11 protein-coding genes and 1 tRNA gene are annotated in these 14,605 nt (G+C 62.5%); 3 read left to right on the top strand and 9 right to left on the bottom strand.

Features of this window, described 5'->3' with window-relative positions; genetic code table 11:
- Positions 1-443: 443 nt before the first annotated feature.
- From FRAAU_RS03720 to FRAAU_RS03710, 3 genes are all read right to left on the bottom strand, one after another.
- Positions 444-2,819, bottom strand: a complete 2,376-nt coding sequence (locus FRAAU_RS03720) for a TonB-dependent siderophore receptor (protein WP_014402232.1) — start codon at positions 2,817-2,819, stop codon at positions 444-446.
- A gap of 676 nt (positions 2,820-3,495) precedes the next feature.
- Entirely contained in the window at positions 3,496-3,666 is a 171-nt protein-coding gene (locus tag FRAAU_RS17110; protein WP_156803322.1) for a hypothetical protein, read from the bottom strand.
- A gap of 433 nt (positions 3,667-4,099) precedes the next feature.
- Positions 4,100-5,023: a carbon-nitrogen hydrolase family protein gene (locus FRAAU_RS03710; protein WP_014402230.1), complete on the bottom strand. Its 924-nt coding sequence runs from the start codon at positions 5,021-5,023 to the stop codon at positions 4,100-4,102.
- A gap of 222 nt (positions 5,024-5,245) precedes the next feature.
- Here FRAAU_RS03710 and FRAAU_RS03705 point away from each other — a divergent pair, with 222 nt between their 5' ends.
- Positions 5,246-6,217: an alpha/beta hydrolase gene (locus FRAAU_RS03705; protein ID WP_014402229.1), complete on the top strand. Its 972-nt coding sequence runs from the start codon at positions 5,246-5,248 to the stop codon at positions 6,215-6,217.
- A gap of 224 nt (positions 6,218-6,441) precedes the next feature.
- Here the strand turns inward: FRAAU_RS03705 and FRAAU_RS03700 are convergent.
- The 6 genes from FRAAU_RS03700 to FRAAU_RS03675 all read right to left on the bottom strand — a co-directional run bounded on the left by FRAAU_RS03700 (position 6,442) and on the right by FRAAU_RS03675 (position 12,395).
- Positions 6,442-6,534, bottom strand: a tRNA-Ser gene (locus tag FRAAU_RS03700).
- A 62-nt stretch (positions 6,535-6,596) separates the two neighbouring features.
- Positions 6,597-6,818, bottom strand: a complete 222-nt coding sequence (gene csrA, locus FRAAU_RS03695) for a carbon storage regulator CsrA (RefSeq protein ID WP_014402228.1) — start codon at positions 6,816-6,818, stop codon at positions 6,597-6,599.
- Between the two features lie 264 nt (positions 6,819-7,082).
- The gene (gene alaS / locus FRAAU_RS03690; RefSeq protein ID WP_041270351.1) at positions 7,083-9,731 is read right to left on the bottom strand and encodes an alanine--tRNA ligase; all 2,649 of its coding nucleotides are present in this window, start codon (positions 9,729-9,731) and stop codon (positions 7,083-7,085) included.
- Positions 9,732-10,124: 393 nt separating this feature from the next.
- Entirely contained in the window at positions 10,125-10,643 is a 519-nt protein-coding gene (locus FRAAU_RS03685; protein ID WP_014402226.1) for a regulatory protein RecX, read from the bottom strand.
- Positions 10,644-10,703: 60 nt separating this feature from the next.
- A complete protein-coding gene (recA, locus tag FRAAU_RS03680; protein ID WP_014402225.1) occupies positions 10,704-11,750 on the bottom strand; it encodes a recombinase RecA in 1,047 nt (348 codons plus the stop codon).
- Positions 11,751-11,897: 147 nt separating this feature from the next.
- Positions 11,898-12,395, bottom strand: a complete 498-nt coding sequence (locus FRAAU_RS03675; protein WP_041270350.1) for a CinA family protein — start codon at positions 12,393-12,395, stop codon at positions 11,898-11,900.
- A 160-nt stretch (positions 12,396-12,555) separates the two neighbouring features.
- On the opposite strand from FRAAU_RS03675, the gene FRAAU_RS03670 reads away from it, so the two are divergent.
- Positions 12,556-13,206, top strand: coding sequence for a thiol:disulfide interchange protein DsbA/DsbL (locus FRAAU_RS03670; protein WP_014402223.1), 651 nt, complete (start codon positions 12,556-12,558; stop codon positions 13,204-13,206).
- 129 nt (positions 13,207-13,335) lie between these two features.
- Complete coding sequence (gene gluQRS / locus FRAAU_RS03665) at positions 13,336-14,205, top strand: tRNA glutamyl-Q(34) synthetase GluQRS (RefSeq protein WP_014402222.1); 870 nt, start codon at positions 13,336-13,338, stop codon at positions 14,203-14,205.
- The last annotated feature ends 400 nt before the right edge of the window (positions 14,206-14,605 follow it).

Below are 14,605 nucleotides of genomic sequence, written 5' to 3'. Positions count from 1 at the left end.
CCCTGCAGCATGAGGATCTCGGCCCTCAGGCAGATCCCGCTGCGCCGGCAGGTCGGCCAGTCCCGGCCACAGACGGGCGGATCATCAAGATGAACGGCTGCAAGACCATCAGATCATGCAGAGACCATGCTGCTGACAGACATCGGCGGCCCATCTGAGCGGTGCCATGCGTCCCGTGGACAGCCGTGCTTGTTGGTACCCGGCCCGGCTCTGCCAGCGGCCGGCATCGGTCGCGGCCGCTGGCTTGAGCGTGCAGCGGATGCCTCGACCCTCCCGCTGAAAAGATCTCACGCCGGGGCAGGCGTGACGTGAAGGCATCCAGCCTGAGGCAGGTCGGGGCCGCTCGCCAGACCGCTGCCGGGCTGAGTAGGCGAGTCACTGCGAAAGCCCGGCTGAAGTCAGCAACCCGCTCCTTCCCGTCCGCCTTGATCGCTGCGGCCGGGTCAGAGCTTGAAGCGGACCGACAGATTGGCCGAACGCGGCGTGCCGTAGATCAGGCCGTCGTAGAAACCGAACTGGGTGTAATAGACCTTGCTGGTGGCATTGGCGACATTGAGGACAAGCTGCAGCCGGCGACTGACATCGTAGCGGGCCATCAGATTGAGAGTCGTATAGCCGCCCAACGTGATATTGCTGGCATCATACTTGCCATTGCCCAGCGGCCGACCGGGATTGACCGTCCATTGCGTCGTGCCCTGCATCGTCACCCCACCACCAACCGTCAGATGACGCAGCGCTCCCGGCAAGGTATAGGTGCTGAACACCTTGAACAGGTTCCGCGGATCCTGGCGATAGCTCAAACCGGTGGTCTGCACATAGGTATAGCCGCCCGAGATGTTCCAGCCACGACCGATCCGGCCCGTCGCCTCGATATCCACACCCTGCGACTGCACCCCGTTGACGGAGCGATAGATGCCTTGCCCCGTATCCAGATTGGTCAGGCCCGTGCTCTCGGCGACATTGTTCTGCTTGTTCTTGAAATAGGCCACGCTGGTATTCAGGTTGCCATGGAAATATTCGCCCTTGATGCCGCCCTCGTAACTGACACCGTTGACCGGTGCCAGCAGCTGGTTGCTGGCATCGCGCAGATCGCCTTGCGGGCTGAAGATGCTGGTGTAGCTGACGTACAAGGTGTGATGACGATCCACGTCATAGAGCAGACCGGCGTAGGGCGTCCAGACCTGGGTGTTGCCCGAGGCCGGACTGCGGGTGCCGACATTGGCCAGCGAATAGGTCGTGGTCTGCGTGCGGTAATTGCTGATGCGACCGCCCAGAATCAGGTTCAGATGATCGGCCAGATTGAAATGGCCGGCCATGTAGAAACCGTAATTCATGGTGGTATCGAGGCTTCGCGCGTTGGTGCGATAGGTATTGAAGCCCGGATAGCTGCCATTCCAGGTCTGCCAGTTGTCGATCGGCAGGCCTGTAGCGCGGTACTGGCAGCCGCTGTAGGGCTTCACCCCCGCGATATTGCAGTTGCCGGCATTGAAGGTGTAAGTCGTCTCGTCATCCTTGTAGCCGCTGAAGCCGAAGATCAACTGATGGGTACGACCGAACAATTGCAGCGGACCGGAGGCATTCAGGTCGATATTGGTGCGGGTATCGGCATATTCGGCATGCAGGGCATTCAGATAGGCGCCGGTGCCGTCCTGATTCCAGAAACCGGCATAACCGCCCACGTTTTTTGCCGCGTTGTTGATCTTGGCGATGCCGATATTGTTGTAGGCGCCGCCATGGCTTTGCGAAAAGCTCAGGCTGGCATGCCAGTCCCCCGGCAGCTGCTGCACCAGCGAGCCGAACCATGTGGTGGTATTGCGTTCGGCCACACTCCAGTTGGCCACCGGATTGGTACCACGACGCAGATGGGTACGACTGCCATCGGCATACCAGATCGGAACATTGGTCCCCCAGGAGGAACCGTTGTTGCGGGTCCGCTCGTACTGCACGCCGAGGGTCAAGGTGGTGCTGGAGGTCAGATCGGCCGCCACACTGCCCATCACACCCAGGCGGCGGACAGATTCGCGATCGCGAAAAGTTCCGGAATTCTCGTCGCTGATCACCAGCCGGCTGCGAATGCGGCCATCCTTGGTCAACGGCGTGTTCAAATCAATCATCGCCCGCTTCTTGTCCCAGCTGCCCATCGTCGCCGAGGCGTTCAGGCTGAACTGCCGGGTCGGCAGCTTGCGCGCCATATAGATCGTCGCCGACGGATCACCGGTACCGCCCATCAGACCGTTGGCGCCCATCACGATCTGCACGTTGTCGTACAGGTCCATATTGAAGGCCGAGGCGCCACCGCTCATGCTGGCCGTGCCATCCACCAGCATGCCGTCGATGCGGTAGTTGGTGATATTGAACCCGCGTGCGCGATACGTCGTGCGTCCGGCATTGTCCTGCGAAAAACTGGTGACACCGGGTGCGGCCGCAAGCACATCGCTCATGGTCTGCACGTTCTCGTCGTCAAGCTGCTGCCGGGTCATCACCACGATGGTCTGCGGAGTCTGACGCAGGGACAGGTCCATGCCGGTCGAAGTCGGCGTCGACGGTATGGTGTAGCTGTGATTGTCCACGCCATGGACGGTTACCGCCCCCAGCGCAGTGACTTTGCGCCTGGCGGACGCATGCCCTTCGGGCCCAAGCCGGGCGCGACCGTGACGCTCATGGTCATGTCGGCCATGACGAGGCGAGCCGGCATCCTGCTTTTCCGAAGGCTGGGCCGTCGTCGCCTGGGCCGAGATGGGCAGCAGCGATGCCAATGCGCAAAAAAGAACCTGGCGACGAAACGAACCCAGGTCACGACAAGCGGAAACGAGATTCACTGGCTGGCAATCCGATTATAATGAGAATCATTATCATAACCAGCACTTAACGCATTTGCTACTTTTGCGTAAGGCCTTGCGCCACGTCTCCCTCCCGCCCGGGCCAGAGACCCTGGTCGGAATGGAAGCGGCCATGGCGATCATCCAGCCGCCCACCCGGCCAACAACCTACTGCCCGAGCCGCAAGCAAGTGACTGGCGCGATGCGTCAGACGTCCGACACTTGGGCAGGCCACACTTCCCTGTCGGCAGCAAAGATTTCCGCTCAGATCAGGTGCAACGAACCAATCTGTGCGATCACTTGATGTTAGCGATCTTCCATCCCATCCAGGAGGGCAGATTTCTCCGCTGTCATCAACGTCATTGAACGGATATTCAATGGGCCGCCAGCTCACCCCGGAAGCACTCAGCGACAAAGCCTGCGTCCATTCATGCCCATGCAGAATCCTTTCGAAAGGCCTCGAAGACCTTGCAGGACATCCTCAAGTCTCACCAATCAATGGTCAAAACGAGCGTCTGAATACTCATTTATTCAATGACAAGCGCCATCGAAAGCATTGCTAGGGTCCGCATATCTGGACAGGATATGCGGATCACAAGCTCCCGTTCTCCGACATCACCCCGCTGCACTACGCAGGATGCACGATCTTCCTGTTCATGGCTTTCATCCAGCGCCATCACGCCGACAGCATGCCCATATCACCGAGCAAATGGCCTTCCGGCTTCGACTGCAGTGAAGATATATTCCGGGCGGACTCGGATCCCTGCTGCCAGCGGGCTGACAGATATTGCTTGAAGGCATCCACGACGGCTTCTGAACCGGCAACCTCCACCATGGCATCGATCATCCGCAACCATCCGGCCAGACGGCCGTGATGGTAGTGAAAGCACAATCTCTGCAAGGCCTGTTCGACATGCCCCTGGATCCGGAGATAGCGACGCATCCTGTCGAGGTCTGCTTCAGGAATGCTCGAGTCAAGCCACCACTGGATGCGAAGACGCAGTGCCTGCCTGCGGCTGACAGTTGCCCACATCAGGTCAGCTGTCAGCCGCGGGAAAGCCGTCTCCCGCAGTCCCGAGCAGCAGTGACAGCAACGCGCAGCCGCTGGCAGGAGCCGCCATGAACTTTTGGAATACGGATCGCGGACCGGACACGCTCAAAAGCGCATGATCTTGCTTATCAGGTCCTTGCGAGCCGACCTCAGCGGCCAGTCGCAACGAGATTCAAAGGCATGGAACGACAGGCCACGGACCCGATGACTGCCGTCGACACGCCAGCCATCAAGTCGTGAATCGAACGTTGCCGCGGGGACGCTCGTCCACCGTCAGACTGAAGACATCCGGTCGGGCATAATGCCCCACGACATCAAGATCGTAGCGGGCGCGAACCAGATCATCCAGATCGATGCTTGCAGTCAGCAGGCCGGTCTCGTTGCGCAAGGGGCCGGCCAGCACGTCTCCAAGAGGCCCCACGATCACGCTGTTGCCCTGGATCAGGGGGCGATCCGGATCCCATTGCGGCACCTCGATTCCCAGGGCCTTGGGCGAAGGCTGAACCTGGCAGGCACTGACCAGAAACATCCGGCCTTCGTGGGCGATATGGCGCATCGAAGCCTGCCAGACATCACGTTCATCCACCGTAGGTGCGCACCAGACTTCTACCCCCTTGGCATACATGGCCATCCGCAGCAGCGGCATATGGTTTTCCCAGCAGATGGCCGCGCCAAGCTTGCCGGCGGGACTGTCAACGACCGGCAGGGTCGAGCCATCGCCCTGGCCCCAGATCAATCGCTCGGTACCGGTCGGCATCAGTTTGCGATGGGTCGCGACCAGCCCCTGCTCCGGAGTGAAAAAGAGCGCGCTGCAATACAAGCTGGCACCGAAACGCTCGATCACGCCCACCACAAGCGAAGCGCCACTGCGCTGTGCCAATCCTGCCAACGCTTCCGTTTCAGGTCCCGGCACGTCGACGGCATTGGCGTGATAGGCGGCAAAAGCCTCCCGGCCTTCAGACAGACGATAACCCAGATAGGTGCCGAAGATCTCGCCCTTGGGATAGCCGCCCAGCACAGCCTCAGGCATGACCACCAGTTCGGCACCGGCCTCGCGTATGGCAGCCTCGAAGGAAAGGATCTGCTCCAGGGTAGCGGCCTTGCCCTCGGGAGAGGCACCGATCTGCAAGGCGGCAACGACGGTCTGACTCATGCGATATTCCAGGCTGGCAAAAACGAGCTTACGATGCTGGCAGTGTCGGCGCGCATAAGCAACATGACATGCAGCCACCTCCCGCCGATCACGCGCACCGGACTCAGTCAGGTGGCCAGTCAATTGCCGAAGTCATCCATCTGGTGTCGCATCAGATGCAAGCGAGTCCTGAGTCATGGTTGCACGCCGCAGCCCCCACCCTTCCCGACCTGGAACACAGACATGCACATCACCCGAAGGCATTTTCTGGAAGCGGGAGTGCTCGCTACGGCCATGACGGGACTGCCGGTCAGCGCCGCTTCGCAACTCCGGGCGATCACCTCTCGTCCCGCGGCGGCCCGTGCCGCATCCGAATCGATGGCATTGTGGCCAGGCCCTCCGCCCGGTGGAGGCGGACCGCAAGGTCCCAGCCGGCTGTCGGCTCGAGGCTCGCTGACCAACGTCTCGGAGCCCGCTCTTTCCGTGTATCGCCCTTCATCACCCAATGGTGCCGCCATGCTGGTCGCCGCAGGTGGAGGCTACCGGCATATCGAGATGGGCAAGGAAGCGCTGCCTGCCGCCGCATGGCTCACCGGAATGGGCATCACCGTGTTTGTGCTGTCCTATCGCCTGCCCCGGGAGGACTGGCATGCTGGCCGGCTGGCGCCATTCCAGGATGCACAGCGGGCATTGCGACTGATCCGTGCCCGTTCTGCGGTATACGAGATCAACCCCGCCCGGGTCGGCGTGCTCGGTTTCTCGGCAGGCGGGCATTTGCTGGGCATGGCCGCGACCCGCCCGGATTGGCGAAGCAGCCCGGCGCAGGACGAGGCCGATCTGCTCCCCGCGCACAGCAATATCAATCTGCTGATCTACCCGATCGTGACGCTGCAGAAGCCCTATCAGCACACCAGCACCTGCAGGGTACTGCTGGCTGACCATGCATCAGCCGACGAAGCAGCCGAGTGGTCGGTGCAGACCCATATCCACTCTTCCGACGCGCCGTTCCTCCTGGTCCAGGCGGCGGACGATCCTGTTTCGAATCCGGCCAACACCGCCATTCTGCAACAGGCCTGTCTGCAGCACGAGGTCCCCGTCGAACGGCATCTTTTCCCTGCAGGCGGGCATGGCTTCGGGCTGGGCCGAGTCGACGGCCCGACGGCCGCATGGCCGGAGATCGCGGCCCGATGGATGCATGCGCGAGGATTCATCTGATCAGCACTCGTCACCGGCGCATTTTCGCCGATGGCGAGGACTGGACCGTACCTCGCCCGGATCTACTCGAATTTCGACATATATCGATATACGAGACAAAGGCGACACCCAGTCATCCGCTGCGCATCAAGACTTTCTGGACGTCCTTGCCGCCATGACCGCAGGCATCGCCGCAACTGGCAGACGACAAAAAGCCCCGACATGCGGGGCTCATTGTCTGAATCTGGCGGAGAGAGAGGGATTCGAACCCTCGATAAGGCTTTTGACCCTATACTCCCTTAGCAGGGGAGCCCCTTCAGCCTCTCGGGCATCTCTCCATTGTTTCTGCTTTGCTGCAGAGCCGCTAATTATAGGGTCTCAGCAGCAGATGTAAAGCTTTTTAGTGATCGGAATGCACTTCGCCGGCACTGACCACGGCTTCGCTGCCATCGGCTCCGAATTCGCTGCGGATCCGCTGATAGATTTCTTCACGATGCACTGCAACGTCCTTGGGGGCGTTGATGCCGATGCGTACCTGATTGCCTTTGACACCCAGCACAGTGACGGTGATTTCGTCGCCGATCATCAGGGTCTCACCGACCCGGCGGGTCAGAATAAGCATGTCTTCACTCCAATATGGTTCTTAATCCGGGGTTCCTGCAGTGCCATCCATCTCGATGGGCAACTCCACCACAGCTCACCAAGTCACTTTCCAAGCCCTGCCATCGAAAACAGCTTATCCAGATTCCTCGGGCCGCGCTCACCCATCCACACCCAAGAACTCCCTGACAGCATTCGTGTTGACAGGAAGCCCATACATATTCGACGCCACCTTAACATCGTTCGACGCACTTTTCATGTGAATGCAGCGTCAACCCATGGACACTTAGACGACAGCCGCCTGCCCGAGTTCCCCGCTGATCCAGGCACGGGTCTCGTTCAGTGCGCCCGGCAGGGCGGGCGAATCGACACCACCGCCCTGGGCCAGATCATCGCGACCGCCTCCCTTGCCACCGATCAGCTTGCCGATATGGCCAACCACAGCACCGGCCTTCAGCATGGCGCGAGCCGCACCGTTGACGCTGGCAACCAGGGCGACCCGCCCATCGACCACACCGGCCAGCAGGATCACGCTGTCAGGAAGCTGAGTCTTGAGGTTGTCGATGCTTTCACGCAAGGCCTTCGCATCCAGGCCCTCCAGTCTGGCCGTGATCAGCTTGATGCCGCCCAGATCTTCAGCCTGCTCCGCCAGATTCGCGGTCGCCGAGCCGGCCGCCTTGGCTTTCAACGACTCCAGCTCGCGCTCCAGCTTCTTCTGCCGATCCAGCAACTGACGCAGTTTGTCCACCGACTCGTCACTGGGGCCGGACAGCAGCTGGGCGATTTCTCCGAGACGACGTTCCTGTCCGTTGACCAGAGCCAGCGCCGCCGTGCCGGTGACAGCCTCGATGCGACGCACCCCCGAAGCGACGCCGCCTTCGGAGAGAATCTTGAACAGACCGATATCACCGGTACGCTGTACATGGGTACCGCCGCACAGCTCGGTGGAGAACTCGCCCATCCGCAGTACCCGCACTTCGTCGCCGTACTTCTCGCCGAACAAGGCCATCGCACCGGCCTCGATCGCGTCGTCATAGCTCATGTGCCGGGTTTCCACCGCCTCGTTGTGACGGATCTCGGCGTTGACCAGGTTTTCAATCTGCTCGATTTCCTCGCGATTGACCGGACGCAGATGCGAAAAATCGAAGCGCAGCCGACCAGCCGCGACCAGCGAACCTTTCTGCGCGACATGCTCGCCCAGCACCTGACGCAGCGCGCTGTGCAACAGATGCGTAGCCGAATGATTCAGCGCGATGGCAGCACGCCTCGTGCCATCTACACGGGCCTCGACCTGGCTTCCGACACGCAGCGCGGCCCGGCCTTTCCAGCGGCCGACATGAGCGAAGAACACTCCGCCCAGCTTGCTGGTGTCGCTGACCGCCAGCACCCCCTCGACGCCATGCAGCTCGCCCTGGTCACCACTCTGGCCACCGGATTCGGCATAGAACGGGGTCCGGTCAAGAATGACCCAGGCTTCCTCGCCATCGGCCAGCTCGTTCAGCTGCACACCGTCACGAACCATCCCGATGACGGTGGCCTGCTCGACGACCAAGGTCTGGTAACCCATAAAATCGGTGGCAGCCAGCTGGCTGGCCAGCTCGGCCGGCATCTGGCCACGGGATTCAAAGCGGCTGGAGGCGCGGGCTCGCTCGCGCTGCTGCTGCATCGCCTGCTCGAAGCCGGCCATATCGACATCCAGACCACGCTCACGTGCGATATCCGCCGTCAGATCGACGGGAAAGCCGTAGGTGTCATACAGACGGAAGGCATCTTCACCGGCGATCCGGCCCGAGGCCTTGCCCGCCAGCTCGTCAAATACCCGCATGCCGTGTTCCAGGGTTTCCCCGAAACGCTGCTCTTCGTTGCGCAGCACCTCTTCCACGAAGCTTTGGCGCTGGGCCAGTTCGGGATAGGCCTCGCCCATCTCCGCAACCAGCGGCGACACCATCTGCCAGAAGAAGTCACCGCGCACGCCCAGCATCCAGCCATGGCGCAGCGCGCGACGGATGATCCGGCGCAGCACATAGCCACGACCCTCGTTGGAAGGGAGCACCCCGTCAATGACCAGGAAGGAGCAGGCCCGGATATGATCGGCGATCACCCGCAGCGACTTGTTGCCCAGATCGGCGGTGCCGGTCAGTTCGCCGGCAACCCGGATCAGATGCGCGAACAGGTCGATCTCGTAATTGGAATGCACATGCTGCAGCACCGCAGCCAGCCGCTCCAGACCCATGCCAGTATCCACGCAGGGCGCCGGCAACGGCGCCAGGCTGCCATCGGGCGCCCGGTCGAACTGCATGAACACCAGATTCCATATCTCGATAAAGCGGTCGCCATCCTCGTCCGGCGAACCCGGGGGACCGCCGGCGATGCCCTCCCCATGGTCGTAGAAGATCTCGGTGCAAGGACCGCAGGGACCGGTATCGGCCATCTGCCAGAAGTTGTCCGAAGCGTAAGGCGCCCCCTTGTTGTCGCCGATGCGGATGATTCGCTCGGCGGGCACGCCGACCTGGTCATGCCAGATGGCATAGGCCTCGTCATCGGTATGGTAGACGGTAACCGTCAGCCGCTCGGCCGGCAGACCGAAAACACGGGTCAGCAGTTCCCAGGCCCAGTGGATGGCCTCTTTCTTGAAGTAATCCCCGAACGACCAATTGCCCAGCATTTCGAAAAACGTGTGATGACGGGCGGTGTAACCGACCGCATCGAGATCGTTGTGCTTGCCGCCGGCCCGCAGGCAGCGCTGCACATCGGCGACGCGGACATGGGCCGGCTTTTCGCTGCCGAGAAAAACATTCTTGAACTGCACCATGCCCGAGTTGGTGAACAACAAGGTCGGATCACTGGCAGGCACCAGCGAACTCGACGGCACGATGCTGTGCTGCTTTTCGCGGAAGAATTCGAGGAAGGCTGAGCGGATTTCGGCGGTTTTCATAATGATCGATGGCGGCGGCGTACGCATGGGGGCCACGCGGGCGAGCCCACCTTGGATTCGGTGCTTTCGCGGACGACATGCGTGGCTTGGGTCGCTTACTTTGGGGGCGGACGCCTTTGGAAGCAAGCATCCAGCTGCGGGACGAGCCGCCGCTCCGGCCCGAAGCCGGCCGATCAAGGCTGCACACCGTGGCCGGCAACGCCGATACCGGTGGCCGCAGGCTGGAAAGTGACTGCAACTTTCTAGTCGCCGGACAGCCTCGACGCCGGAGGCCGCCTGCCGATCCGAGCCCTTGGACCAAGGTCTTGTCTGGCCATGCCGAGGGCATGGCTGGCGATTCAGCCTTTGCAGGCCCGGCGAAGGCTGCGGAGAACGCTGACCGATCCCCGCGGCCTATTCACCGAAGCAGGACGCATCGAATGTCATCCCATCATCTGTACCGGCCTCCTCCAGACGCTGACCGGCTGCGCGGATATTCGCCGCACTGAAGCCCCTGCGCTGCAGATACTGGGCCCGGCGCTGACGGTCGACCGCCTCCTCGGCCGGTTCAGTGCCGTAATGGCGGATCAGCTGACGTTGCGCCAGTCCATCCCAGTCCACAGCGGCCTCTTCCAGCAGCTCGGCAATGATGCGATCACTCAGACCGTGGCTGCGCAATTCAACCCGGATCCGCATCGGGCCATAGCCCTGCTGCACCCGGCTGCGCAACAAGGCCTCGCCGAAACGCTGGTCATCCTGATAAGGCGAGGCATCCAGCCGCTCAAGCGCTTGCCGGATCTCATCGGCGGCATAACCGCCCTGCCCCAGTTTGCGACGCAATTCGAACAGGGAGTGCTCACGTCGCGCCAGCAGACCCAGCGCCTTGTCATAGGCGCTGGGTCTGGGGCGAGCGGAAGCCTTGAAACGGCTCATCGATCCGGCACCATTGTGGTGAAGCCCGCCATCAGGCGAACATCACCGAAACACCGGGCCTCATGCCTCGTCTTTGGCAGCGGCGGCTTCGGCTTCGGCTTCGGCCGGCTTGGGCTTGGCACTGACCAGCAGACGGGCACGCAGCTCGGTGTCGACCTCGTCGGCAATCGCCGGATTGTCACGCAGGAACTGGCGGACATTCTCCTTGCCCTGCCCGATGCGATCACCCTTGTAGCTGTACCAGGCACCAGCCTTGTCGATCAGGTTCTCGCGCACACCCAGCTCGATGATCTCGCCTTCACGCGAGGTACCCTCACCGTAGAGAATCTCGAACTCGGTCTGGCGGAACGGCGGCGCCACCTTGTTCTTGACCACCTTGACGCGGGTCTCCGAACCGATCACCTCATCGCCCTTCTTGACCGCACCGATGCGGCGGATATCCAGACGCACCGAAGCGTAGAACTTCAGGGCATTGCCGCCGGTGGTGGTTTCGGGGCTGCCGAACATCACACCGATCTTCATGCGAATCTGGTTGATGAAGACCACCAGACAGTTCGACTTCTTGATGTTGGCGGTCAGCTTGCGCAGGGCCTGGCTCATCAGTCGCGCATGCAGGCCGACATGAGAGTCGCCCATCTCGCCCTCGATTTCGGCTTTGGGGGTCAACGCCGCCACCGAGTCGACCACAACCACGTCGACCGCGCCCGAGCGCACCAGCATGTCGGCGATTTCCAGCGCCTGTTCACCGGTGTCGGGCTGGGAAATCAGCAGATCCTCGACCTTGACGCCCAGTTTTTCGGCATAGGTCGGATCCAGAGCATGCTCGGCATCGACGAAGGCCGCGGTGCCCCCGTTCTTCTGGCAGTTGGCGATCACCTGCAGAGTCAAGGTGGTCTTGCCCGACGACTCGGGGCCGTAGATTTCCACGATCCGGCCGCGCGGCAGACCACCGACGCCCAAGGCGATGTCCAGACCCAGCGAGCCGGTCGATACCGTGTCGATCTTCTCTTCGGTGCGGTCGCCCAGACGCATCACCGCACCCTTGCCGAATTGTTTTTCGATCTGGCCAAGGGCCGAAGTCAGCGCGCGACGCTTGTTGTCATCCATCGTGTTCATCCCGATTCAGTTTCTGATAAAGCCTGCCGGCAAGTATGAGGGGACCCCGTCTCAGAACTTGCGACACGGCAGCTGGCCAATCCATTTTTTGAGTATCCCATGCCCGTCAAGACCCTGTCGTGACGACCAGGGCAGCAATCAGTCAATGCTCGCCAGCAGCCCCTGCAAGGCCATCTGCACGGTCAGGCGCCGCACGGCTTCGCGATCCCCCTCGAACCGGTACAGTCTGGCACCGTCCTCGGCACCACGTCGCTGCCAGCCGATCCAGACGCTGCCTGCAGGCTTGCCGGGGGTGGCCCCGCCCGGCCCGGCAATGCCGGTCACGGCCACCGCCACATCGGCCTCGGTGACGGCCAGCGCACCGGCCACCATCTCCCGTACCGTCGCCTCGCTGACCGCGCCATGCCGCTCCAGCGTGGCCGGCGACACACCGAGCAAGCGAGTCTTGGCTTGATTGCTGTAGGTCACCAGCCCCGCCTCGAACCAGCCCGAACTGCCAGCCAGGTCGGTCACGACCTTGGCGATCCAGCCACCGGTACAGGATTCAGCCGTGGCCAGATGCCAGCGTCTGGCCAACATCCGTTCGGCCAGTGACAGGGCCAAGGCCCGCAGTGCGGCGTCGGTGGGCGGTGACATGGCCGGAACAGACATGGACGTGATCCTCGGAAGTTGGCCCCGGGCCGGAGCGAAGGCATGGACTGCACAGCATACACGGCCGCCTCCACCCTCCGGACGCGAACCAGGGACATGCTATGTTGGCCGCCCGCTCCACTTCACGCTCCCATCGGATCCCGCCATGTCCCGATTCAAGCTGCGCCTGCTTCAGACTCTGGCTTCCTGCCTGTGGCTGTGGACGGCGGCGAGTTCGGCCCGCGCGGCCCAGCTGCCGCCGGCCGGCAGCTACAGCGTGCTGCCCTCGCCCGAGCGCGCCTCTGCCGCCGGCCGGGTCGAAGTGGTGGAAATCTTTTCCTACGGCTGCGTGCACTGCGCCGAGGCGGCGGCGCAGGTTGACCGTTTCCGGCGCCAGTTGCCCGCCGGGGTCGCCTTCAAGCTGATACCGGCGATGTTCAATATGCCCTGGCTGGTTTATGCCCGCGGCTTCTATGTGGCGCGAAATCATCATGCCGTCGAGGCCAGTCATCTGGCCCTGTTCAAGGCCTTGTGGGTAGACCATCAGCCGCTGGACCAGTTGCAGTCACTGGCCGGCTTCTATGCCGCTTACGGTATCGCCTCCGACCGTTTTCTGGAGCAGGCCAACTCGCGACCAGTCTGGGAAACCATGCGCCACGATGCCTTGCTGACGGAGCGCTGGGGCGTGGATTCCACCCCCAGTTTTGTCGTCAATGGGCGTTACAAGGTGTCGTCCGATGGCAATCAGTCCTATGCCGGCATGCTGGAGGTGGTCCGGGTGCTGGTCCGGCACGAGCTGCAGTCACCCGCGCACTGAAATCGCGGATGCCCCTTCCCGTTCGGAGCCGTCGCCCCTCCTCATCTGGCAAGCCGACGGCGGCGCAGGTTAAGCTGTCGCCCCTTGAGCGGCCATGTGCCCAAGCCCAGGCAGACCCAAGCCATAGCGATGACAGTTCGCGGACGTTTCGCACCCTCGCCCACCGGTGACTTGCACCAGGGGTCGCTGCTGGCGGCTCTGGGCAGCTGGTTGTCAGCGCGACGCCAGGGGGGGCAGTGGCTGGTCCGGATCGACGATATCGATCCCCCCCGCGAAGTGGCCGGCGCCAGTCAGCGGATTCTGGCCAGCCTGAAGCGCCTCGGTCTGGTCCCGGATACGCCGGTGCTGTTCCAGTCGCAGCGCCGGCCGGCCTATGACCAGGCGTTCGAGGCCCTGCGCCAGGAAAACCTCGTGTTTCCCTGCTGGTGCAGTCGGCAGCTGCTGGCCTCGCAAGGCGGCGTGCACCGCGACGGGCACTGCCTGATCGGGCCGCAGACTGACCGCGCGCCTGCCTGGCGGGCCCGCACGCCCGATGAAGTGCTGCATTTTCACGACCGGATCCTGGGTCCGCAACAGGTCGATCTTCGGCAGACCGTCGGCGACTTCGTGGTCCGCCGGGTGGAAGGCTTCGATTCCTACCAGCTGGCCACCGTCGTCGATGACGCCTGGCAAGGCGTCAGTGAAGTCGTGCGTGGCGCCGACCTGCTGTCCTCCACGCCCAGACAATGGTTGTTGCAACGCTGGCTGGGCCTGCCGCATCCGGACTATGCGCATCTGCCGGTACTGCTCGATGCACAGGGCAGGAAACTGTCGAAGTCTTCTCAAGCCCCCGCCCTGGACGAGATGTCCCCGGCTGATGCACTGCGAACGGCATTGCGGCAATTGGGCAGTCCGGCAGCCGCCGAGATCGGGCTGCCCCCGGCTGAACTGCTGGCCGCCGCCTTGTCGATGCCCTTGCCATCCGCCCGAAGCCGGCTTCGGGACACCTCAGGAAACTGAACCGCCAGCCTTGCCGCACGATCCGGGCGCCGGACCACCTGCACGGGTCAGTCCCTGCGGCGAGCCATCCATCCGAGTCCGGCGATGCCCTGATCCGGCGTCGCCTGCAGACAGGAGTCCGGGAAGGCAGTTGCCTGAATCCCTGGCCGCGGCATCCCCGATGCTTTCGGCCTGCGGCATCGTCGAGCCGGATATCCATCCCGCATCCGGACGTTCCGTCCTGCGAATACCCCTTGAATGCGGGCGCAACAGCCCTGCCACCATGTCGCAGTGCAGCGGTAAACTTCTTCCGGAAACCGCTATAAAGACACGGGCACAGGCCTTAGTTCAGGACCAGACGCATCGATTTCGGCTGTACCCTGTCCGCTTCATACATCAAAGACATCAAAGACATCAGGAG

Source organism: Frateuria aurantia DSM 6220 (assembly GCF_000242255.2).
Lineage (GTDB): Bacteria > Pseudomonadota > Gammaproteobacteria > Xanthomonadales > Rhodanobacteraceae > Frateuria > Frateuria aurantia.
This window is presented reverse-complemented; position numbering and strand designations above follow the sequence as displayed.